Source organism: Tepidimonas taiwanensis, from assembly GCF_020162115.1.
GTDB classification, from domain to species: domain Bacteria; phylum Pseudomonadota; class Gammaproteobacteria; order Burkholderiales; family Burkholderiaceae_C; genus Tepidimonas; species Tepidimonas taiwanensis.
This window is the reverse complement of the sequence record NZ_CP083911.1, coordinates 2001018-2023806: the sequence shown is the minus strand read 5'-3', so window position 1 is coordinate 2023806 and position 22789 is coordinate 2001018. Positions and strand designations below refer to the sequence as shown.

Genomic DNA, 22789 nt, shown 5'->3' with positions numbered 1-22789 from the left:
TCAGGGGGCGGGCATAGCGGCCGGTTCCGATGCGGCGCGGTCCACCGCGCCGAGGTTGACACCGCCGGCGGGGCGCAGGCGCGGGTCGCCGAGCGCCGGCCGGTGGCGCGCCGTGCCGTAGGCCTGGCGCAGCGCCTGCACCCGCTCGCTCCAGCTCGACGCGTTGGGGATGTCCTGGGCGTAGCGCTGCAGGACCAGCCACGCCGTTTCCACGGCGCGGGCGTTGTGCGTCTCCTGCGCCAGCGCGTACAACTCGGCGAGCGCGAGCACGGCCTCGCCTTCGCTGGCGCGGCGCAACACCTGTTCGATGCGTTGCACCATCGTGGTCTCGCACTGGCGCAGCTGTTCGGCGTAGCGGGTGTGGTGGCTGGCCGCGCTCGCGAGCAGCTCCCCCATCGCCTTGGAGGTGGCAAATCGCAAACCCAGCCGCTGCACGAGGGGCGCCTGATCGGTGGCGATGCCCCGGTGGGCCAGCGCCGCCAGCACGGCCAGCAGGTTGCATGCGGCCTCCATGTCGAAGTCGGGGGCGTCCACGCCCTGGGCGATGGCGGTGAGCGCGGTCGCCAGCGGCGCGCCCGTTTCCCCCCGGACCGCCAGCGCCAGCAGCTCCACGCACTGTACGAAGCGCTGCAGCCGCGCGTCATCGGGCGCGGCGCGGGCGCGCTTGCGCAGCTCTCCGGCCTGGCGTTCGAACGCCTCGGCGTCCCCCCGTTCGTGGGCGGCGATCGCCAGCAGCACCAGGCTCTCCGCGTCGAACATCTTCGAGTCCAGCCCCAGCTCGGCCGCGCGCTGCAACAGCTCGACCGCCTTGTCGCGGTTGCCGAGGAAGAACGCGAGCATGCCCAGCCGTTGCTGGCGGCCGATGGCCAGCGGGGTCACGCGCAGCGCCTGTTCCAGGCTCTCGAGCGCGTTTTCGAACTGCCCCAGTTCCATCTGGGCGCGTCCGCGCACGTCGTAGGCATCGGCGTAGTCGGGGTTGGCGTCGATCAGCGGGCGCAGGGTGTCCAGCGCGGCCGCGGGCGAGCCGCTGTCGAGCTGACAGCGCGCCACCCCCAGCAGTGCCCACGGCTGCGGATCGGCGTCCCAGATCGACTGGAACAAGGCCTGGGCCTGGCCGAAGCGCCCGAGCCGCAACAGGATCTCGGCGCCCCAACGCGCCGCGGTCAGCCACTGCGGACCGCGCGCCGCAAAGCGCTGCAGACACAGCTCGACGGCGTCGTCGTAACGGCGTTCCTCCAGCGCGCGGTGGATGTCCCACAGCGCCGTCTTGCGCCGGCGCGCCTGCTCGATGCGGTCGTACAGCGTCGCGGCGGCGTACGGCCGTACGATATAGCTGTCGACGGACGATTCCGCCGCCTCCACGACCTTCAGGTAGGTGGCCTCGTCCGTGATGAGGATGAAGATGGTGCCGTAAGGCAGCAGCCCCGAGCGGCGCAGGTCGTCGAGCAGCGCCTGTCCGGAGCCGCCGCGTGGAAACGCGTCGCTGCAGACGACGAGGTCGAAGGGGTGGCGCTCGATTTCCCGCCGCGCATCGGCGATGCGGCTGGCCTGGCTGATCGAGACGAAGCCGTACGCGCGCAGCTGCCCCGCCAGCGTCATGCGCGTCGTGGGGTTGGCGTCGACGACCAGTGCAGTGGCTCCGAACAAGTCCATGGAACGCACTCCGAGGCACGATACCTTGCGTGGCGCGCTCACTGCGGCCCGTGGAGTGCTACCGCGCCGCGGGCCGGGTGGCGGCTTGGCTGCCCTGGTGCCGTCGGCGATGGCGCTGTCGATCGGCGCGTTTATGACACCACAGCCCCCAACTTGAAGATCGGCAGATACATCGCGACGACGATGCCGCCAATGATCGTGCCGAGCACCACGATGATGATGGGCTCCATCAGGCTCGACAAGCCCTTGACCATGTCGTCGACCTCCTGCTCGTAAAAGTCGGCCGCCTTGCCCAGCATATGGTCGAGCGCGCCCGACTCTTCGCCGATGGCACACATCTGCAGCACCATCGACGGAAAGACGCCGGTGTTGGTCATCGCCTGCGTCAGCGCCGTGCCGCTTGCGACCTCCTGCTGAATCTTGTCGGTGGCATCCGCGTAGACGGAGTTGCCGGCGGCACCACCGACCGTGTCGAGCGCGTCTACCAGCGGCACCCCAGCGGCGAACATCGTCGACAGTGTCCGGGTCCAACGCGCCACCGCTGATTTCTCGACCAGCGGCCCGAATACCGGGATGCGCAGCAGCAGCCGGTCCATGAAGCGCTGCACCTTCTCGTTGCGCCTCCACGCCTGGAGGAAAAAGTACACGCCTGCGCCCAAGCCGCCGAAGATCAGCCACCAGTAGGCGACGAAAAACTCGCTCATCGCGATGACGGCCAGCGTGGGTGCCGGCAGGTCGGCACCGAAGGAGGTGAAGACATCCTTGAACGCCGGCACGACGAAAATCATGATGAGTGACACCACGATGAACGCCACCACCAGCACCGCGGTGGGGTACATCAGCGCGGACTTGACCTTGCTCTTGATCGCCTCGGTCTTTTCCAGGTAGGTGGCCAGCCGGTCCAGGATGTCCTCGAGAATACCCGCTGCTTCCCCCGCGGCCACGAGGTTGCAGTAAAGGGAGTTGAAATACAGCGGATGCTTGCGAAACGCCGCGCTGAGCGACGTGCCGGTCTCGATGTCGGTGCGGATGTCGTAGAGCAGCCGCGTCACGCTCGGGTTGGGGTTGCCACGCCCGACGATGTCGAACGCTTGCAGCAGCGGCACCCCCGCTTTCATCATAGTGGCCAGCTGCCGCGTAAAGATCGCAATGTCTTTGGGCTTGATGCGCTTGGCGGAGGACAAGCGGCGCTTTTTCACCTTTTGTACGGTGATGCCCTGCCGACGCAGCTGGCTCTGTACCTGGGCTTCGCCCACTGCGCGCAATTCTCCCTTGACCGTCTTGCCGTTGCGGTCTTTCCCTTCCCACTCGAAAACGTATTCTTTGACGCTGGGTGTTGCCGTAGCCATGGATGACTTTCCGCTTTTTGCTTTGTGTGGACCTTGCTCTATCGTCAAAGGTTGGTGACAGCCAAGACCTCTTCCAGTGAGGTGATTCCCATCTTAACCTTGCGCAGGCCGCTTTCGCGCAGGGTGCGCACCCCTTCGCGGCGCGCTTGTTCGGCGATTTCGAGTGCGCTGGCCCCGCGCAAGATGAGCGCCTGCATCGCTTCGGAGACCGGCATGACCTGGTAAATGCCGACTCGCCCTTTGTAGCCTTCATTGCATGCGGGACACCCCACTGCGCGGTACGGCTGCCAGTCGCCCTCCAGATCCTCGGGTTTGAAGCCGGCATCGAGCAGCACTTGCCGCGGTATGTCGTGGTGGGGCACCTTGCATTGCGGGCACAGCCGACGCGCCAAGCGCTGGGCGGTGATCAGGTGTACGCTCGAGGCGATGTTGAACGGCGCCACGCCCATGTTGACCAGGCGCGTCAGCGTCGAGGGCGCGTCGTTGGTGTGCAGCGTCGACAGCACCAGGTGTCCGGTCTGCGCCGCCTTGATGGCGATGTCGGCAGTTTCCAGGTCGCGGATTTCCCCCACCATGATCACGTCCGGGTCCTGCCGCAAAAAGGCCCGCAGGGCGGCGGCAAAGGTCAGCCCCGCTTTTTCGTTGACGTTGACTTGATTGATGCCGGGGAGGTTGATTTCGGCCGGATCCTCCGCAGTGGAGATGTTGATGCCCGGCTGATTGAGGATGTTGAGGCAGGTGTAGAGCGACACCGTTTTGCCCGAGCCGGTGGGACCAGTGACCAGCACCATCCCATACGGACGGTGGATGGCTTCCAGCAAGCGGGCTTTTTCGTCTTCCTCGTAGCCCAGCGCGTCGATGCCCAGTTGTGCACTGCTCGGGTCGAGAATGCGGATGACGACTTTCTCGCCAAACAGTGTGGGCAGCGTGCTGACCCGAAAGTCGATGACCTTGTCGGTCCCGACCTTGAGTTTCATGCGGCCGTCTTGCGGCACACGCTTTTCCGAGATGTCGAGCTTGGAGATGACCTTGATGCGCGAGACGAGCCGATCTTTGATCGCCACCGGCGGCGACGCGATTTCGCGCAACACCCCATCGATGCGAAAACGCACGCGGAAACTGTGCTCGTACGGCTCGAAATGCAGGTCCGACGCCCGCATCGAGTAAGCGTCGAGCAGCATTTTTTGCAAAAACCGCACGACCGGCGTATCCTCGACCTCGGCGGCTGCCTTGTCCGATTGTTCCTCGGCTGGTGACTCGATCGCCAGGGAGTCGAAATCGAAGGTGTTGCCGACGATCTGGTCCAGCGACTCGTCGGCGCTGGCGGCGTAGGATTTGAGCAGTCGGTCGAGCTTGTCGACTTCGGCAATGACCCAGTCGACCGGCAACTGAGTCTCGAATTTCACTTTTTCGGCCGCCTGCAGGTCCGATGGGTCGGCCGTGGCCACCGAGACCCGGTTGTTGCGGCGTTTGAGCGGCAGGATGCGAAAGCGCTGGCATGTTTTGGGGTCCAGCAGCCCCTTGGGCAGCCGATCCACGTCGATCGCGTCCAGGTCGATCAGCGGGGTTGCGAACGCGGCCGACATCGTGTAGGCCAAGTCCCGCGGGGAAATCACGGCGCTGTCGATCAGCTCCGTGATGAAGCTGGTGCGTTTGCGCTGCGCTTGTCCATACAGTCCTTCGGCCTGCTGTTGGGTCAAGGTGCCGGACGCGATCAGCGCGCGCGCCAGCCCGGGCAACGCCATCGTCGCCATTACCTCATCGGTCGCCATCCGGGTCTCCTGTTGCGTGGTCGGGTATGGGGTCGTGTATATTTCGCGCTCTTTTCCGCGCCGTTCGCGGCAAGATCAACGCACGTTGGGTGCATCAGACGGAGTCGCCATGGATCTACGCAAGCTCAAGACACTCATCGATCTGGTCTCCGAGTCGAATATCTCCGAGCTCGAAATCACGGAAGCCGAAGGCAAGGTCCGCATCGTCAAGGCCGCTCCCGCCGCACCCGCGGCGGCCCTCACCGCGGCACCCGTGGTCGCCGCCCCCGCGGCACCGATCACGATCAGTGCGCAGCCACCCGCTCCTGCCGCGACGCCGGCCGAGGTGCCTGCTGCCACCCCTGCCGGGCATGTAATCAAATCTCCCATGGTCGGTACCTTTTACCGCGCGCCCAGCCCGGGTGCCAAGCCGTTCGTCGAGGTCGGCCAGGCGGTCAAGGAGGGCGAGCCTGTCTGTATTATCGAAGCGATGAAGATTCTCAACGAAATCGAGGCCGATCGTGCGGGGGTCATCCAGGAAATTTTGGTCGAGAACGGTCAGGCCGTCGAATACGGACAACCCCTCTTCGTCCTCGCGTGAGGGCGCGGCGATGTTCAAAAAGATATTGATCGCCAACCGTGGCGAGATCGCACTGCGCGTGCAGCGCGCCTGCCGGGAGCTGGGTATCCAGGCCGTCGTCGTCTATTCCGAGGCGGACCGCGATGCCAAATACGTCAAGCTCGCCGACGAGGCGGTGTGCATCGGCCCGGCCCCATCCGCGCAGAGCTACCTGAACATGCCGGCCATCATCTCGGCGGCCGAAGTGACGGACGCCGAGGCGATCCACCCGGGCTACGGCTTCCTGTCGGAAAACGCCGACTTCGCCGAACGCGTCGAAAAGAGTGGTTTCGTCTTCATCGGCCCGACGCCGGAGTCGATTCGCCTGATGGGCGACAAGGTGTCCGCCAAACAGGCGATGAAGGCGGCGGGCGTGCCGACGGTGCCGGGGTCCGACGGGGCGCTGCCGGATGATCCGGCCGAGATCAAGCGCATCGCGCGCACCATCGGCTACCCGGTCATCATCAAGGCCGCCGGGGGTGGCGGCGGGCGCGGCATGCGCGTCGTGCACACCGAAGCGGCGCTGCTGCACGCCGTGCAGACCACCAAGCGCGAGGCCGGGGCTGCGTTTGGCAACCCCGAGGTGTACATGGAGAAATTTCTCCAGAACCCTCGGCACATCGAGATCCAGGTGCTGGCCGACCAGCATCGCAACGCGGTCTACCTGTTCGAGCGCGACTGCTCGATGCAGCGCCGCCATCAGAAGGTCATCGAGGAAGCGCCGGCCCCCGGCATCCCACGCCGGCTCGTCGAGCGCATCGGCGAGCGCTGCGCCGCGGCGTGCAAGAAGATCGGCTACCGCGGCGCAGGCACGTTCGAGTTTCTCTACGAGAACGGTGAGTTCTACTTCATCGAGATGAACACGCGCGTGCAGGTGGAGCACCCGGTGACCGAGATGGTCACGGGGGTTGACATCGTGCGCCAGCAGATTCTGATCGCCGCCGGCGAAAAGCTGCCCTTCACCCAACGGCAGCTGCAGCTGCGCGGGCACGCGATCGAGTGCCGCATCAACGCCGAGGATCCGTACAAGTTCACGCCGTCGCCCGGGCGCATCACCGCCTGGCACGCGCCGGGCGGGCCGGGCGTGCGGGTGGACTCGCACATATACACCGGCTACACCGTGCCGCCGAACTACGACTCGATGATCGGCAAGATCATCGTGCACGGCGACACGCGCGAGCAGGCGCTGGCGCGCATGCGCGGGGCGCTGGCGGAGGTGGTGGTCGAGGGCATCAAGACCAACGTGCCGCTGCACCGCGAGCTGATGGTGGACGCCAACTTCGAGGCCGGCGGCACCAACATCCATTACCTCGAGAACTGGCTGGCGCAGCGTGAGCGCGGTTGATTCCCCCTCCAGCGCGGCGCGCTGGTACGAGCTGGTGCTGCACGTGCCCGAGGCGCGGGTGGACGACGTCAGTGACGCGCTGGAGGCGCTGGAGGCGCTCAGCGTCTCGGTCGAGGACGCCGACGCGCACACGCCGGCCGAGCAGGCGCTGTTCGGCGAACCGGGGCTGCCCGCGCCCGCGGCGGGCTGGCAGCGCTCGCGGGTGGTCGCGCTGTTCGATACCGAGGCACAGGCGCGCGAGGCCGCCGCGCTGCTCGCGCCGCAGGATTTTTTTGCGGATTGCGAGGTCGTGGGCGTGCGACCGGTGGCGGATACGGACTGGGTGCGCCTGACGCAGTCGCAGTTCGATCCGGTGCCGATCACGCCGGACTTCTGGATCGTGCCGAGCTGGCACGAACCGCCCGCGGCGGCGCGCACCGTCATCCGGCTCGATCCGGGGCTGGCGTTCGGCACCGGCACACACCCGACCACGCGCATGTGTCTGCGCTGGATCGCCACGCATGATGTGGCGCAGCGGCGCGTGCTCGACTACGGGTGCGGTTCGGGCATCCTCGCGATCGCCGCGGCCAAGTTCGGTGCCACGCCGGTCGACGCGGTGGACATCGACCCCGCCGCCGTCGAATCGACGCGGCTCAACGCCGCGGCCAACGGCGTCGCGCTGGCGGCGGGCTTGCCCGAGCACGCGCGAGGGGCCTACGACGTCGTGCTGGCCAACATTCTGGCGACGCCGCTGAAGGTGCTGGCCCCGCTGCTGTGCGCGCACGTCGCGCCGGGCGGGCATCTGGTCTTGGCCGGCATCCTGGAGCGCCAGGCCGACGAACTGCGCGAGGCTTATGCCCCGTGGCTCGCGCTGCAGGTGCACGACGCCGAGGACGGCTGGATTCTGATGACGGCGTGGCGCGCTTGATCGTGCCCGCATAATCGCGGGCATGAGTTTCATCACCCGCTGTTCGGCTTGTGGCACGGCCTTCAAGGTCGTGGCGGATCAGCTCAAGATTGCCGATGGCTGGGTGCGCTGCGGCCACTGCCAGCAGGTATTCGACGCGACGCAGGATTTGCAGCCCATGCCTGCGCGCGTGCCGGCGGCCGCGATGGCGGTTGCATCGGCCCCCGAGAGCCTTGAGCCAACGCCGGCTGTGCCGGTGCCGTCCATACCCCCGATCAGCGACCCGTGGCCCGTCGCCCCTCCTGAGCCGCCAGCGGCGTCGATGACCGCGGCGGTGCCGCAGACGGAAGCAGCCCTGCCACCGTTTCCGGCATTGATCCGGGATGACACCGCGGCGGGCAGTGGAGGGCTGTCGGCCGCACCGGTGGAGGCGGCTTCGCTGTCGCCGGTTGCGGCGGATGTCGCCTCGTCGACGGAGAAGGTCTCGCCGCCAGGCATCGGGCGCGGCGCGGACGTCTCGACACCCCGAGAAACCGAGTCTGGCGCACCAAGGCCCGGAGGGGAGCCAGAGAGCCCAGTGTCTGCCGAGTGCCATCCGCCAGCGACGGGTTCGCTGGCGGATGGCGAGCCTCGTTCAGCCGATGCGGAATCCCCATCCAACGCGGCACGGCCAGCCCCGGCCGTGGAGCCGTCCTTTGTTCGACAGGCGCGCCGCCGCGCGTTCTGGCGGCGCCCGCTGGTACGGGCGGCGCTGGCGCTGGTGGCGCTGGGGTTGACGGTGTTGCTGGCCGCGCAGGCGGCGTGGCATTGGCGCGACACCTGGGCCGCGCAATATCCGTGGTCGCGGCCGTGGTTGCAGGCGTTTTGTGTCCGAACAGGGTGTACCGTGGCCTTGCCCCGTCGGCCAGCGGACGTCGTCATCGAGGGGTCGGTGTTGCTGCGCCGCGCGCCCGATCGCTACAGCTTTCACCTCGTCGTGCGCAACCGCACCGATGTCGAGGTGGCGGCCCCCGCCTTGGAGCTGACCCTGACCGATGCCAACGGTGCCGTGTTGGCTCGGCGTGTTTGGATGCCGGATGCGTGGCCGCAACCCACTGATCGGCTGACACCCGGCGCGGAATGGCCGCTGCAGTTCGAGCTGGCGTTTGACCACCCGCACGCAGCCCGCATGACGGGCTATCAAGCGGAATTGTTTTATCCCTGAGCTCGGGGCAGTAACGACTGCCCGTACGGCAAAGCGGGGAGCTGCAGGTGGCTGGCCAAGGTTTGGCCCAGGTCCGCAAAGCTCGTGCGCACCCCGGCACCGTGGCTGCCCCAGGCAGCCCAGCTGGGGCAGTGGAGCAGGGCAGGAACGTACTCTCGCGTGTGGTCGCTGCCGGCAGCGGTCGGATCGCAGCCGTGGTCGGCGCTGATGGCCAACAGATCGTCTGGGCGCAGGTGCGCCAGCAAGCGCGGCAGCCACGCGTCAAATCGCTCTAGTGCCCGTGCGTAACCGGCCACGTCGCGCCGGTGGCCGTAGAGCATGTCGAAGTCGACGAGGTTGGCCATCACCAGCCCACCGTCCGGACAGCGGTGCAGCGCCTCCAGTGTGGCGTCGCACAGCGCCTCATTGCCGTCGGCTTTGATCTCTTCGCCCGTGTGGCGGTGCGCAAAAATGTCGCCGATTTTGCCCACCGAGAGGGTGGCGCGGCCTGCTTGGTGTAGGCGATCCAACAGGGTGTCACCCGGTGGGGGGGTGGTGAAATCCTTGCGGTTGCCGGTGCGTCGGTAAGTTCCGCCGCTGCCAGTAAAGGGCCGCGCGATCACGCGGGCGATGTTGATTTCGTCAAAAATTGGTTTGGCCAGTGCGCAAATGTCCCACAAGCGCTGCAGCCCGAAATGCTCCTCGTGCGCAGCCACTTGGAAGACGCTGTCGGCGCTGGTGTAGCAAATGGGCCAGCCGCTGCGGACATGTTCGTCGCCGAGGCGCTGGATGATTTCCGTTCCGCTGGCGTGGCAGTTGCCCAGCGTGCCGGCCAAGCCGGCCGCTTCGCACCAGCGCCGCATCAACGCCTCCGGAAAGACGCTTTGTCCGTCGGGCACAGGCGCAAAGTAGCCCCAGTCGAAGGGGACGGGGCAGCCCAACATCTCCCAGTGACCACTGGGGGTATCCTTGCCGGCGCTGCGTTCGGCGCAGGCGGCCCACAGCGTGCCCGGGCGCAGCGCCGGGGGGGACTGTATGCCTGCGGGCCAGCGGCCGGTGGCGGCGTGGGCGGCGTGTGCCAGTCCCAGCTCCAAGAGGTGGGGAATGACCAGAGGAGCTCCCTGTGCGGCGGCGCAAGCGGCGATGTGACCGAAGGTGTCGGCGTCTGCGTCGCCAAAACGCGCGGCGTCAGGCGCGGCACCGATGCCGAAGGAGTCGAGGACGAGGACGATGGCGCGTGGCATGGATGCCTGCTCCTTGGTGGCTCAGAGGGTTGCCTCGATGTGGTGCTCGATCAGCACAGGGCTGTCCACCGGGGGGTGGTCCCCGATCGTGATCAAGTTTTGCAAACGGGTCACCGCACGTGCGGCGGTGTCGGCATCGGCCGCGTGTACCCAGGCCAGCGGCTCTCCAGCGGTCACGGCCGTACCGGGGGGGGCGATGTCGGTCAACCCGACGCGGTGGTCGATGGGGTCGCTGGCGCGACGCCGCCCACCGCCGAGTTCAATGACGACGACCCCGATTTCGCGTGTGGCGTGTCGCTGTACCCAACCCGCGCGCGCCGCAGGCACCGGCGCGCGCACGGGCGCGGCGGCCAAGTGGCGCTCGGGAGCTTCGAGCAAGTCCTTGGGACCGCCCAGAGCATGCACCATCCGGGCAAAACGCTCCACCGCCGCGCCGCTGTCGAGCGTCTGTTGCAGCCGCGTGCGCGCGTGCGCCTCGTCACTGGCCAAGCCACCAAGGACCAGCATGTCGGCACCCAGCGCCAGAGTGACCTCCAACAGGCGGGGGTCGCGCCGCCGGCCGGCGAGAAAGTCGATGGCTTCGCGCATTTCCACCGCGTTGCCCGCGCTGTGGCCTAACACGCGGTTCATGTCGGTGATCCATGCCCTTGTCGGCAAGCCCGCGCCTTGTGCCACCGCCACCAGCGAGGCGGCCAATTCGCGCGCGCTGCTCAGATCCGGGCAAAAGGCCCCGTTGCCCACCTTCACGTCCATCGACAGGCCCTGCAGCCCCGCAGCCAGCTTCTTCGACAGGATGCTGGCCGTGATCAGCGGCACGGACTCGACCGTTGCGGTGACGTCGCGGATAGCGTAGAGCCGACGGTCGGCGGGGGCCAGATCGGCCGTCTGCCCGATGATTGCGCAACCCACCGATGCCACCACGCGCCGCAAGGTGTCCAGGTCCGGGGCGGTGCGATAGCCCGGGATGCTGTCGAATTTGTCGAGTGTTCCCCCCGTGTGTCCCAGGCCGCGGCCGGAGATCATGGGCACGAACCCACCGCAAGCCGCCACCATCGGGGCCAGCATCAGGCTGACCTTGTCGCCCACGCCACCGCTGGAGTGTTTGTCCAGTACCGGCCCCCCCAGCGCCTGCGCGTCCCACTGCAAGACCGTGCCGCTGTCGCGCATGGCCTGGGTCAACACGATCCGCTCTTCCATGGTCATGCCACGGAAGAAGATCGCCATGGCCAGGGCAGCTGCCTGCCCCTCGCTCCAGTCCCCGCTGACAAGGCCGCGGACAAAGTGGCGGATCTCTTCGGCAGCGAGTGTGTTGCCGTCGCGTTTGCGACGAATGATTTCTTGAGCCAGCATGTTGGGATCAGTAAGCGGGATCGACAGAGGAGGGTGGTGTGTTCGGGGCAGTGTCCACAAGCTGCGCGACGGCGTCTTGCCACAGCGCCGAGGCACCGATGCGCCAGCGCTGCGGCGTGAGTGCCGAGGGGCCCAGCAGTTCGTGCGCGGCTTGCACGTAGGGTCGCACATCGGCTACGCGTCGCAGCCCCCCCGACGGTTTGCAGCCTGCCCGATTGCGCATCGTGGGGTGGTGGGCGATGCTGCGCAGCAACACGCGTGCCGCTTCGAGCGTGGCCCCGCGGGCGATCTTGCCCGTGCTCGTCTTGAGCCAATCGACTCCCTCATCCAGCGCCAGGTGGCACGCGGTTTGAAGCGCGTGCATCCCGTCGGGGACGTCGGGAAAGGCACCGGACTCCAGGATGAGCTTGAGGCCCAACCCCTCGCTGGCGCGCCGCACCGCGCGCAGCCAATCGCGCATGTGGCCCCTGTCGCCTGCGAGCCAGGCTCGATAGGGCAGCACCACGTCCACTTCCTGACCACCGTCGTCAGCGATGCTGGCGATGGTGTGCAACACCTGCGCCAGCGGCTCTTGTCCGCTGGGAAAGTTTGCCACCGCCGCTACCCGCACCGCGGGCGGCAGCTGACGCCGCGCTTCGGCGACAAAACGCGGCCACACACACACCGCTGCAGCCGCCGGCACCCGCACATCGGGCCTGTGGGGAACCTCACCCTGCGCCCGGCGGCACAGGCTCACCACATCATCGGCGCTGCAGGACTCGCCCAACTCGGTCAAGTCCAAGCAGCGCAGCACCAATGCCGCCAACTCGCGGTCGTCGTTTTGCCAAGCCAAGCTGTGATTCATCAAAGGGGTTCCTTCAGAGCAATAGATGGCGCACGATGTGGCACAACACCTCGCAGGCCCGTTGGCTGGCCGCCTGCGCTTGCGCGAGCGTGTGGTCGTGGCTGAGGTTTTCGTCCGACAGCCCCGCCCCCATGTTGGTGATGAGCGACAGGGCCAACACCCGCATGCCCGCGTGCCGCGCGATCAGCGTTTCGGGCACGGTGCTCATGCCCACTGCGTCGCCGCCCAGCCGTTGCGCGAGGCGGATTTCGGCAGGTGTTTCAAACTGCGGGCCCACGAACCACACGTACACCCCCTCGTGCAGTGTGTGCCCGGCTGCCTGCGCCAGCTGCCGCGCCTGGGTACGCAGGTCGGCGTCATAGGCATTGACCATACTGACGAACCGCTCGTTGCCGGCCTCACCGATGAGCGGTGAGCGCTGTGGCAGGTTGATGTGATCACTCAACGCCATCAAGCTGCCGGGCGGCAAGTCGGCGCGCAAGCTGCCCGCGGCGTTGGTTTGTACCAACACCTCGCAACCCCAGGCGCGCAGCACCCGCAGGGGCAATTTCATGGCCGAGGGGTCGCCCGTTTCGTACGTGTGTTTGCGCCCGGTCAGAACGGCGACCTCGTGGGGGCCCAGCCGCCCCACCAGCACATCCGCTGCGTGACCGGCCACACTGGGTTGCGGAAAGCCCGGCAGCTGCGCGTAGGGGATGCGGTGCGGCTGCTCGATATGCGCCGTCACACCCCCCCATCCGGAGCCCAGCAGCATGGCCACGCGCGGGCGCGCGGTGGGCAGATGGTGACGCAGCGTGTGCAGTGCGGATTGCAGTTCGGGGTCGGAAAGCCACTGAGGATTCATGATGAAGATGAAGCGGCGGTTTGGAGGTGATCGGGGCCAAAGCTCAGGGGCAGCAATTGCCCCAATGTGCGCACAACCTGCACGCCGTGCTCGGGGTGTGCGATCAAAATGGGCGTGTCGTCTGCCGCAAACTCGCGCAACCGTTGTCGGCATCCCCCACAGGGCGTGACCCATTGGGGCGCGGCCCCCAGCACGAGGGCGGCCCGAATGCGGCGTGCGCCCGTGGCCACCAACGCGGCAATGGCGTTGGCCTCAGCGCACTGCCCCTGGGGGTAGGCGGCGTTTTCCACGTTGCAGCCCACGTGAATGACCCCGCGCTCGTCCAGCAACGCCGCACCCACGGCAAAGCCGGAGTAGGGCGCGTATGCGTGTTGACGCACGCGCCGCGCGGCCTGCCACAGCGCCTGTTCGGTGGCGGCATCGAGGCCGGGCATAGACGTCGGGTTCATGCGCGTTCCTTCGTATAAGGGATGCCCAGAGCACGTGGGGCGACAGCGCGGCCCATGAAGCCGGCCAGCAGCAAAACGGTCAGCAAATAGGGCAACGCTTGGATGGCCTGCACGGGCATTTCGCCGATGCCGGGCAAGGGATGGCCTTGCAGGCGGATGGCCACCGCGTCCAAAAAGCCAAACAGCAAACACGCCGCGAGTGCGGGCCAGGGGCGCCACTGACCGAAAATGAGCGCCGCCAATGCCATGAAGCCTCGGCCTGCGCTCATATGGGGCACGAACGAGGCGCTTTGGTCGAGTACCAAATAGGCACCGGCCAAGCCGCACAACACGCCTCCCAGCGCCAGCGCGGTGTAGCGCAGCCGCTGTACCGAAATGCCCGCGGCCTCCACCATGGCGGGGTTTTCCCCCACCGCGCGCAACCGCAGGCCAAAGCGGGTGCGCCACACGAGCCAGCTGACCACGGGAACCCACACGAGCGCCGCGTACACCAGGACGCTGTGGTCCAGTAGCCCCAGGGACAACACAGGGCCCACCAGCGGCCAAGCCCGGACGGTCTCCAGCGCCGACGACGGCAGCCACGCGCCCAGGCGCACCGCATCCGGCACCGGCGGGGTTTGGCCTCCCTGCGCAAACCAGGCGGCACCGAGCACCGCCGTCAAGCCTGCCGCGATGATGTTGAGCGCCACGCCCGATACCACTTGATTGCCCGGGTGCGTCACGCAGGCGTAGCCGTGGATGCTCGCCAGTATCACCGCGACGCCGATGGCCGCCAGCAGCGCCAGTGGCAGCGAGGCCGTCAGGACCGCCGTGGTGGCGGCGGCAAATGCCGCAGCCAACATCTTGCCCTCCAGCCCGATGTCGACGACACCGCTGCGCTCGGACAGCAGCCCCGCCATCGCGCACAAGATCAAAGGGGTCGACACGCGCAGGGTCGACCCCAGCACCGAGCCCCAAAACACCTCATCCATGGCCATGCTCCTTCGGCTGGGCGGGCCGCCATGCCAGCGCACGGGCCAGCGGCTTGGCCAGCACCACACTCATGGCACCTGAGAACAGCACAATAAAGCCTTGCAGCGCCACCACCATATCGCGTGTGAAGCCGGGGATTTCGAACGCGACCTCGGCACCGCCCTGGAACAGCGCGCCGAAGAGCAAACTCGCCAGCACCACCCCCAGCGGGTGATTGCGCCCCATCAACGCCACGGCAATCCCGGTGAAGCCGGCCCCTGCGACGAAGTCCAGCATCAGCCGTCCGCTGACGCCGGCGATCTCGTTCATCCCCACCATGCCGGCCAGTGCGCCCGCCATCCCCATCGCCAGCAGAATGTAGCGCGCAGGGGTGACACCGGCATACGCGGCGGCACCGGGGCTGGCTCCCACCACCCGCAGGCGGTATCCTGCGCGGGTGTGCCACAAAAACACGTAAACACCGACCGCCGCCAGCGCCGCGAGCAACACACTCAAGTTCAGGGGCGAGGAAGCCCACTCGATCCCCATCGCCTGCAACACTTCGTGCACGCGCGGCAACCGCGCCGAGTCCGCAAAGTCGGCGCTTTCCACTGCCATCGAACCCGGCACCTTGAGCCAGTTCACCAGCAAGTACACGAGCAGGGTGGAGGCCAGAAAATTGAACATGATCGTGGTGATGACGATGTGGCTGCCCCGGTAGGCCTGCAGCCATGCGGGCACCAATGCCCACGCCATGCCAAAGAGCATCGCGGCCAATCCCATCAGCGGCAACATCACCCAGGCGGGCAGGCTCGGAGCCAGCCACAGCGCCACAAGGCCCGCGCCCAATCCCCCCAGAATCGCCTGGCCTTCACCGCCGATGTTGAACAGACCCGCGTGAAAGGCCACCGCCACCGCCAGTCCCGTAAAGACGAACGTGGTGGCGTAGTAAAGGGTGTAGCTGATACCGCGCTGACTGCCAAACGCGCCGTGCAGCAGCACGCGAATGACATCTGCCGGATTCTGGCCAATGAGCCACACCACCAATCCCGCGACGCCCAGCGCCAATGCCAAATTGGCCAACGGCAGCAGCGTCCACTCCGCCCAGCGCGGCAGCGTCGGCGCGCTCATGCGGCACCTCCGCCGACCGCCACGGTCTGTCCGGCCATGAGCAGGCCCAGCCGCGTTTCATCGCACGCCTCGATGGGCAACTCGCCGACGATGCTTCCGTGGTTCATGACCAACACCCGATCCGCCAAGGCCAGGATTTCGTCCAACTCGCTCGAGACCAGCAAAATGGCGCAGCCCGCATCGCGCAACGCACGGATTTGCCCGTGGATGAATTCGATGGCACCGATGTCGACGCCGCGTGTGGGTTGACCGATGAGCAAAATGGCGGGCTGCTGGGCCAGCTCACGCGCCAGGACTTGTTTTTGTTGATTGCCGCCGGAAAAGAGCCCGCAGCGCAGGTGGATGTTGCGCGGCCGCACGTCAAAGCGCTCCATCCGCTGCGCCGTGTCGTGTTGCAGCGCGCGGCGCCGCAACCACCCCCAACGGCTGTAGCGTGGCCAAGCCTCGTAGCCCAGTGCCATCGATTCCCACGCGGCAAACGGCATGACCATGCCCCGGGCGTAGCGATCCTCGGGTACGTGGGCCACGCCCAGTTGCCGCGCGGTGGTTGGGTCGAGCCAGCGCTGCGGCGAAAAAGTACGCGCCCCTATCGTGAGCGAGCCGTTTTGGGGTTTGAGCAGCCCGCTGAGCACGTCCAGCAACTCGCTTTGCCCGTTGCCGGCCACCCCTGCGACACCGACGATTTCGCCCGCATGCAAGCGCAGGCTTACTTGGCGCAGCCGCGGCACTCCCAGGCTGTCGGTCACGTGCAGGTCTTGTGCCACCAGCCGAACCTGGGCCGCGTCAGCTTGCGGGGGTGAGGCCTCGACGCGACCGAGATGAACGCTGCGCCCGACCATGGCCTGTGCCAGGCGCTGCATGTCCACTTCGGCGATGCGGGCGTGCAGCACAACTTGCCCGGCGCGCATGACGGTGACGTCATCGCACAGCGCCAGCACCTCCTTGAGCTTGTGCGTGATGATGAGGATCGTGGTGCCCTGGGCCCGCAGACGCCGCAACACCGCAAAGAGCTGCTCGGTCTCTTGTGGGGTGAGCACGGCAGTCGGTTCGTCCAGCACCAGAATGCGCGCCCCTCGGTAGAGTGCTTTGAGAATCTCCAGCCGCTGGCGGTCGCCAACACTGAGGTCGCCCACCGCCGCGTCGAGCGGCACGTGCAGGCCACTGTCGCGCATGAGCATTTGCAGCCGCTGCCGCGCGTTGTGGCGTGCTGTGCGCAAATCAAAATGCCCCTCGCTGCCCAACAGCACGTTGTCCAGCGCGCTGAGCGTGTCCACCAGCATGAAATGCTGGTGCACCATGCCCACGCCGGCGGCGATGGCATCGTGCGTGCTGCCGATGGGGACTTCGCGCCCGTGCAGCCGGATGCAGCCGACGTCGGCATGGTAAAACCCGTACAGAATGGACATCAGCGTGCTTTTGCCCGCGCCGTTTTCGCCAACCAAGCCATGGATGGTGCCGCGGCGCACGCGCAGCGTCACCCCCTGATTGGCCATGACGGAGCCGAAGCGCTTGTGGATGTCGATCATCTCCACCGCCCACTCGGGGGGCGGGGCGGCCGGGGCGTCAAGAACATGCATGGCGGGTGCAGGGGTCAAGCGGTTGGGGCGGGGGCGGTGGAGGCACGCACGATCAACCGGGGCGTGCGCGTCCATCGGGCATTGGGAGCGTCGGGGTGCGACAGGCGGTGCAGCAGGCGTTGAACCGCCCACTCGCCTACCTGTGGCAGCGATTCTCCCACCGTGGTCAGCGGAGGGTGCGTAAACGCACCCCATTCGATACCGTCGATGCCGACGACCGAACAATCTTGCGGCACGCGCAGACCGGCTTCGGCCAGGGCCCGCATGGCCCCGATTGCCATGGCGTCGTTGCAGGCCAGCACCGCTGTGGGATGCCAGCGCTGCAGCAGCGCCTGGGTGGCCCGGTAGCCACCGGCGACACTGAAGTCGCTCTCCTCCACGGCGGCCGCTTCGGCTGTGAGGCCCGCCGCCTGCAAGGCTTGCCGCCAGCCGACGACCCGCTGCTGCGCCACCGGCATGATCAGCGGGCCGCTCAAACACGCGATGCGGCGATGACCCAGGGCCAGCAGGTGCGAGGTGGCTTCCTGCGCGCAGGCAACGGCGTCGGCGCACAACGCCTCACTGGCCAGCGGGCCGGGCTCGTCGTCGATGAAGACCACCGGCAGCTGACGCCGCCCCAGCGCGGCGCGCAGCCGCTGCAGCAGTCGCTGGTGCTCGAACAAGCCGGCCACCACCAGCAGCCCATCCAGATGGCGGCCCAACAGGCTCTCGATCGCGGGGGCGTCGGGCAAGCGCCGCGGATGGGTGTTGGCCAGCACCACACTGTAGCCGGCGGCGGCAGCGGCCCGCTCGGCCCCCAACGTCAGCTCCGCGCAGAACGGGTCGCTCACGTCGGGCACGAGCATCCCAATGACGCGGCTGGGCGCGCCGCGCAGCGCCCGCGCTGCGGCACTGGGCACATAACCACAAGCCTCGACGGCGCGCAACACGCGCTCCCGCGTGGCCGGGTGCACCTTGCGCGTGCCATTGAGCACGTGCGAAACCGTGGTGAACGACACCCCTGCCAGCGTCGCTACGTCCTTGATCGATGGCATTGCGATCCTGCGCGCCACGCCCCAAACACGCCGTGCCGCCTCAACGGCAGGCGTTGTTGGCCATGTAGTCGATGACTTTGATCTTGCCCGACAGGATGGCAGCGCGCGCCTCCTCGACCGCCTTGCGCATGTCGGGTGTCACCAATTTCTGGTTGTGCTCATCGATGGCCACGTCCACGCCGCCCTCGGCCAGCCCGAGCACGGTGGTGCCGGGGCTGTGGTTTTTGGCGACGTTGTAGACCGCCACGTCCACGCGTTTGACCATCGAGGTCAGCATCGTGCCCGGGTGCAGGTGGTTTTGGTTGCTGTCGACGCCGATGGCGAGTTTGCCCGCGTCCTTGGCCGCTTGATAAACGCCCAGACCCGTGGCACCGGCGGCGGCGAACACCACGTCCACACCGCGCGCGAACTGCGCCTTGGCCAGCTCACCGCCGCGCACCGGGTCGTTCCAGGCCGCCCCGGTCGTGCCGGTCATGTTGGCGATCACTTCCGCCTTCGGGTTGACGTATTTGACGCCCTGTTCGTAGCCGCAAAGGAATTTGCGAATGAGCGGGATGTCCATGCCGCCGATGAAGCCGACCTTGCCGCTGCGGCTGGCTTTGGCGGCCATCACGCCTGCGAGAAAACTGCCCTCGTGCTCCTTGAACACCACGGACTGCACGTTGGGCAGGTTGACCACCGAGTCAATGATGGCGAATTTCTGCTTGGGGAACTCCTTGGCCACTTTCTCGATGCCCGAGGCTTGGCCAAAGCCGATGCCAATCACGGGGCTGGCACCGCGCTCGGCCATGCGGCGAATGGCCTGTTCGCGCTGCGTTTCGTTGGCGATTTCGAACTCCAGGTAGTTCTTGCCGGTTTCCTTCTTCCAACGCTCCAGGCCCACATAGGCGGCTTGGTTGAACGAGCGGTCGAATTTGCCACCCATGTCGAACACGACGGCAGGTTGCGCCCAAGCGGTCAGTGTGGCGGTGGTGAGCAGCGCAGCCAAGGTGGTGCGGGCTTGGCGAACGAGGTTCATGTTGCGTTTCTCCGGTTGGGGGGTGCAGGGCCAAGCAAGCGCGCGCGGTCGACAGGGATGGACAGCTGTGGCCAGTCGCGGCAAAATGCCGCGCCGACGACCGGACGCAAACGTTTGCTAGGGCGCGATGGTATCCAATACCCGTGCCGCTGACGAGGCCGGGTAAACCCTTAGGAGTCAACGGATTGACAACTGCAGCGACCCCAGTGTGGGACTGGCGCGCCTTGCCCAAAGCCAGTCTGCACGAGCATTTGGACGGCGGCTTGCGCCCCTCGACGCTCATCGAGTTGGCCCGCGCACGCGGTATGCGTTTGCCACATGAGGAGCCGCGCGCCCTGGCGCAATGGATGGCGGACAACGCCAACTCCGGCAGCCTGGTACGCTATCTGGAGGGCTTTGCACTGACTGTGCAAGCGATGGCGACGGCGTCGGCGTGTGAGCGCGTCGCGCGTGAGCTGGTGCAGGATATGCGCGCGGACGGCTGTGTGTTGGGCGAGGTGCGGTTTGCGCCGCAGTTGTTCGAGCCGTGGGGGCTGGCAGCCGAGGCTGCGGTAGAAGCGGTGCTCGAGGGACTGCGCGGTGGTGGCTTGCCGTGCGGCCTCATCGTGTGCGCCATGCGCCAAGATCCCCCCGAGCGAACCCTGCGTGCGGCGCAAGTGGCCGCGCGGTATCGAGACCAAGGGGTGGTGGGATTCGACTTGGCCGGGCCCGAGTTGGGCTATCCGCCGAGCTTGCACGCCGAGGCACTGCGCTGCGCGCAAGCGGCTGGCTTGGCACTGACGTTGCACGCGGGCGAAGCCGACGCTGGCTGGCGGGTATTGCAAGCCGCTGCCTACGGCGCACAGCGGGTGGGGCACGGCGTGCGCATCACCGATGACGCGGCTTGGATGGAGGAGGCCAAGCGGCTTGGCGTGCACTTCGAGGTGTGTCCATCGAGCAACGTCCACACCGGGGCAGCGCCCAGCGTCGCCGAGCACCCTGTTCGCGCCATGTGGGCGGCGGGGCTGCACGTTTCGATCTCACCGGACAACCGCCTGATGTCGGCGACGACGCTCAGCGACGAACTGCGTTTGTTGCACGAACAGGCGGGTCTGTCGGTGCGCGACTTGGCCCACATGCAGCGCTGTGCGATCGAGGCTTCGTTCCTGCCCGAGTCCAGCCGCCGGACGGCGCTGGAGCAGTGGCAGGTTTGGGCGCAGGCACACGGGCTGCTGTGACCAAGGGTTCGCCCAAGGGTTGGCGAATGGCGTGCGCCGCCCTCAGGGACGCGGGCCGGTGGGGAAGGGCCACGCGGCCTTCGGGGTCAGGCGCGTCTCGGCGCTGGGCGCGGCGGCGGCCTTTTCCTGCTTGGTTTTGGCGGGTTTGGCGCTCTTCGCTTTGGTGCCTTTTTCTTTTTCCGCCTTGGCGGGCTTGGCGGCTTTGTCAGCCTTCGCCGGCGCGCCCGCCTTTTTCACTTTCTCGGCCTTCTCCACTTTGACCGATTTTTCCGCTTGGGCCGCCTTCTCGGCTTTCGCGGGCTTGTCGGCTTTTCCACTCTTGTCGGCCTTGGCCGCCGGCTTGGCTTTGGCCGGTTTGGCCTTGTCGGCAGGCTTGTCCGCCCCCGCGCTCGAGGTGGCTTTCGCGGCTTTCGCCGGCTTATCGGCTGCGGCGGCGGTGCCCTTGGCCGGCTTTGCCGCCGCCGACGCGGCAGGCTTGGCCTTGGCCTTCGCTGCGGGCGCGGCCGGGGTGGCCTTCGCGGCGGTGTCAGCCGCAGCCGGTTTGGCCTTGGTCACGGCGGCGGTGGCTTTGGCCGTCTTGGGGGCCTTGGTCGCGGTGGTGGAGGCGGGCGCCGGTGCAGCGGTCTTCTTCGCCGCGGCCTTGGCCGGGGCGGCGGGCGCGGGAGCGGCAGCCGGGGCGGCTGCCGTCTTCGCTGCGGTGCTGCGACGCTTGGCCGCTGCGGTGGCCGGGGCTGCCGCGGTGGCCGCAGCGCTGGCCGGCTTCGCCGTCGTCTTGGTTGCCGCAGCCTTCGCCGGGGCCTTCTTCACCGAGGCGGGTGCGGCCGCGTCTGTTTTCGGGGTGGCCGGCTTGGCTGCCGCCTTTGCAGCGGTGGCGGCCTTCTTGGGCTTGGCGGCGGTGGCGGCCGCGGCGGTGGCCTTCTTTCCAGTTGCCATGGGGGGTCTCCTGCTCTTGGGGGTTGGCGGGGTTGGAAAACGGCGAAACCGCGCGGGGCGCACCCGCGGCCCGGCGTCCGGGGATCAGTCCCAGGACAGCGCGCCGCCCGACTGGTACTCGATCACGCGGGTTTCGAAGAAATTGCGCTCCTTCTTGAGGTCGATCATTTCGCTCATCCACGGGAAGGGGTTTTCCTCGTTCGGGAAGAGTGGATCCAGCCCGATCTGCGTCGCGCGCCGGTTGGCGATGTAGCGCAGGTAACCCTTGAACATGCTGGCGTTCAAGCCCAGCACGCCGCGCGGCATCGTGTCTTCGGCGTAGCGGTACTCCAGATCGACGGCCTTGAGGAACAGCTCCTTGATCTCGGCCTTGAACTGCGGCGTCCACAGGTGCGGGTTTTCCAGCTTGAGCTGGTTGATCATGTCGATGCCGAAATTGCAGTGCATCGACTCGTCGCGCAGGATGTACTGGTACTGCTCCGCGGCGCCGGTCATCTTGTTCTGGCGGCCCAGCGCCAGAATCTGTGTGAAGCCGACGTAGAAGAACAGCCCCTCCATCAGGCAGGCGAAGACGATCAGCGACTTCAGCAGCGTCTGGTCCGCCTCCGGCGTGCCGGTGCGGAAATCCGGGTCCATGATCGCGTCGATGAACGGGATCAGGAACTCGTCCTTGTCGCGGATCGACGGGATTTCGTGGTAGGCGTTGAAGATCTCGCCTTCATCGAGCCCCAGCGATTCGACGATGTATTGATAAGCGTGTGTGTGGATGGCTTCCTCGAACGCCTGGCGCAGCAGGAATTGGCGGCACTCGGGCGCCGTGATATGGCGGTAAGTGCCCAACACGATGTTGTTGGCCGCGAGCGAGTCGGCCGTGACGAAGAAGCCCAGGTTGCGCTTGATGATGCGGCGCTCGTCCTCGGTCAGGCCGTTGGGGTCCTTCCACAGCGCGATGTCGCGCGACATGTTGATTTCCTGCGGCATCCAGTGGTTGGCGCAGGTGGCGAGGTATTTTTCCCACGCCCATTTGTATTTGAACGGCACCAGCTGGTTGACGTCGGTCTGGCCGTTGATGATGCGCTTGTCGGCGACGTTGACGCGGCGAAAACTCGCGGCCTGCGCGCGCACCGACTGGGTGGCGGCACCGGCCGTAGCGGCGGCGCTGGCGGGAGGGGTGCCAGAAGGGGCGTTGTGAGCGGCGCCGAGGGAGGGCGCATCACCCAGCCCCGCCGTCGGGGGCATCACACCGGCCAGTGGCGACACCGGCTGCAGCGCCGGCTCGGGTCGGGCCGCGGGGCGTGCCGGTTGCGGGGCGACGGTGGGGGTTTGGTCTTCCCAAATCAACATGGTGTGATCCGATCGATGAAATTATTGAAATATGACGACGAATTGACAAGGGCCGGCGGTCGCGGCG

The 22789-nt window shown here is 67.1% G+C and carries 20 protein-coding genes; 5 read left to right on the top strand and 15 right to left on the bottom strand.

Going from position 1 to position 22789, the window contains the following annotated elements; translation table 11 throughout:
- The 3 genes from LCC91_RS09530 to pilB all read right to left on the bottom strand — a co-directional run bounded on the left by LCC91_RS09530 (position 1) and on the right by pilB (position 4774).
- On the bottom strand, positions 1–1653 hold the full coding sequence (locus tag LCC91_RS09530; protein WP_043703845.1) for a tetratricopeptide repeat protein: 1653 nt from the start codon (positions 1651–1653) through the stop codon (positions 1–3).
- A gap of 131 nt (positions 1654–1784) precedes the next feature.
- Positions 1785–3002 carry a type II secretion system F family protein gene (locus tag LCC91_RS09525; RefSeq protein WP_043703848.1) on the bottom strand — a complete coding sequence of 406 codons (1218 nt, stop codon included), beginning with the start codon at positions 3000–3002 and terminating at the stop codon, positions 1785–1787.
- Positions 3003–3046: 44 nt separating this feature from the next.
- The gene (gene pilB, locus LCC91_RS09520; RefSeq protein ID WP_043703851.1) at positions 3047–4774 is read right to left on the bottom strand and encodes a type IV-A pilus assembly ATPase PilB; all 1728 of its coding nucleotides are present in this window, start codon (positions 4772–4774) and stop codon (positions 3047–3049) included.
- Positions 4775–4883: 109 nt separating this feature from the next.
- On the opposite strand from pilB, the gene accB reads away from it, so the two are divergent.
- From accB to LCC91_RS09500, 4 genes are read left to right on the top strand one after another with little or no spacing between them, the layout of a single operon-like run.
- Positions 4884–5354, top strand: a complete 471-nt coding sequence (gene accB / locus LCC91_RS09515; protein WP_043703854.1) for an acetyl-CoA carboxylase biotin carboxyl carrier protein — start codon at positions 4884–4886, stop codon at positions 5352–5354.
- A gap of 10 nt (positions 5355–5364) precedes the next feature.
- Entirely contained in the window at positions 5365–6717 is a 1353-nt protein-coding gene (gene accC, locus LCC91_RS09510) for an acetyl-CoA carboxylase biotin carboxylase subunit (RefSeq protein WP_043703856.1), read from the top strand.
- Complete coding sequence (prmA, locus tag LCC91_RS09505; protein WP_052231818.1) at positions 6704–7624, top strand: 50S ribosomal protein L11 methyltransferase; 921 nt, start codon at positions 6704–6706, stop codon at positions 7622–7624. The genes accC and prmA overlap by 14 nt, the downstream gene beginning before the upstream one ends.
- A gap of 22 nt (positions 7625–7646) precedes the next feature.
- Positions 7647–8807 (top strand): DUF3426 domain-containing protein, encoded by a 1161-nt coding sequence (locus LCC91_RS09500; protein WP_082007754.1) that lies wholly within the window; start codon positions 7647–7649, stop codon positions 8805–8807.
- Here the strand turns inward: LCC91_RS09500 and LCC91_RS09495 are convergent.
- From LCC91_RS09495 to LCC91_RS09450, 10 genes are read right to left on the bottom strand one after another with little or no spacing between them, the layout of a single operon-like run.
- The gene (locus tag LCC91_RS09495; protein ID WP_043703859.1) at positions 8798–10030 is read right to left on the bottom strand and encodes a phosphopentomutase; all 1233 of its coding nucleotides are present in this window, start codon (positions 10028–10030) and stop codon (positions 8798–8800) included. The two genes, LCC91_RS09500 and LCC91_RS09495, sit on opposite strands and share 10 nt — an antisense overlap.
- A gap of 21 nt (positions 10031–10051) precedes the next feature.
- A complete protein-coding gene (deoA, locus tag LCC91_RS09490) occupies positions 10052–11380 on the bottom strand; it encodes a thymidine phosphorylase (RefSeq protein WP_043703862.1) in 1329 nt (442 codons plus the stop codon).
- Between the two features lie 7 nt (positions 11381–11387).
- Positions 11388–12224: a deoxyribose-phosphate aldolase gene (gene deoC / locus LCC91_RS09485; RefSeq protein WP_052231820.1), complete on the bottom strand. Its 837-nt coding sequence runs from the start codon at positions 12222–12224 to the stop codon at positions 11388–11390.
- Between the two features lie 13 nt (positions 12225–12237).
- Complete coding sequence (locus tag LCC91_RS09480; protein ID WP_082007755.1) at positions 12238–13068, bottom strand: purine-nucleoside phosphorylase; 831 nt, start codon at positions 13066–13068, stop codon at positions 12238–12240.
- Positions 13065–13517: a cytidine deaminase gene (locus tag LCC91_RS09475; RefSeq protein ID WP_224440909.1), complete on the bottom strand. Its 453-nt coding sequence runs from the start codon at positions 13515–13517 to the stop codon at positions 13065–13067. Before LCC91_RS09475 ends, LCC91_RS09480 begins: the two co-directional genes overlap by 4 nt.
- Positions 13514–14488, bottom strand: a complete 975-nt coding sequence (locus tag LCC91_RS09470) for an ABC transporter permease (protein ID WP_082007756.1) — start codon at positions 14486–14488, stop codon at positions 13514–13516. Before LCC91_RS09470 ends, LCC91_RS09475 begins: the two co-directional genes overlap by 4 nt.
- A complete protein-coding gene (locus LCC91_RS09465) occupies positions 14481–15599 on the bottom strand; it encodes an ABC transporter permease (RefSeq protein ID WP_043703871.1) in 1119 nt (372 codons plus the stop codon). Before LCC91_RS09465 ends, LCC91_RS09470 begins: the two co-directional genes overlap by 8 nt.
- Positions 15596–17176 (bottom strand): ABC transporter ATP-binding protein, encoded by a 1581-nt coding sequence (locus LCC91_RS09460; RefSeq protein ID WP_052231821.1) that lies wholly within the window; start codon positions 17174–17176, stop codon positions 15596–15598. The genes LCC91_RS09465 and LCC91_RS09460 overlap by 4 nt, the downstream gene beginning before the upstream one ends.
- 14 nt (positions 17177–17190) lie before the next feature.
- A complete protein-coding gene (locus LCC91_RS09455; protein WP_043703874.1) occupies positions 17191–18210 on the bottom strand; it encodes a LacI family DNA-binding transcriptional regulator in 1020 nt (339 codons plus the stop codon).
- Positions 18211–18250: 40 nt separating this feature from the next.
- On the bottom strand, positions 18251–19228 hold the full coding sequence (locus LCC91_RS09450; protein WP_043703877.1) for a BMP family lipoprotein: 978 nt from the start codon (positions 19226–19228) through the stop codon (positions 18251–18253).
- 185 nt (positions 19229–19413) lie between these two features.
- Between LCC91_RS09450 and add the strand changes: the two genes are divergently transcribed.
- The gene (add, locus tag LCC91_RS09445) at positions 19414–20445 is read left to right on the top strand and encodes an adenosine deaminase (protein ID WP_224440908.1); all 1032 of its coding nucleotides are present in this window, start codon (positions 19414–19416) and stop codon (positions 20443–20445) included.
- Between the two features lie 42 nt (positions 20446–20487).
- On the opposite strand, the gene LCC91_RS09440 is transcribed toward add, so the two are convergent.
- Together LCC91_RS09440 and LCC91_RS09435 are read right to left on the bottom strand one after the other, a co-directional pair.
- Positions 20488–21252 (bottom strand): hypothetical protein, encoded by a 765-nt coding sequence (locus LCC91_RS09440; RefSeq protein WP_143898196.1) that lies wholly within the window; start codon positions 21250–21252, stop codon positions 20488–20490.
- A 210-nt stretch (positions 21253–21462) separates the two neighbouring features.
- Positions 21463–22722, bottom strand: coding sequence for a ribonucleotide-diphosphate reductase subunit beta (locus LCC91_RS09435; protein WP_390612141.1), 1260 nt, complete (start codon positions 22720–22722; stop codon positions 21463–21465).
- Positions 22723–22789 lie beyond the last annotated feature (67 nt).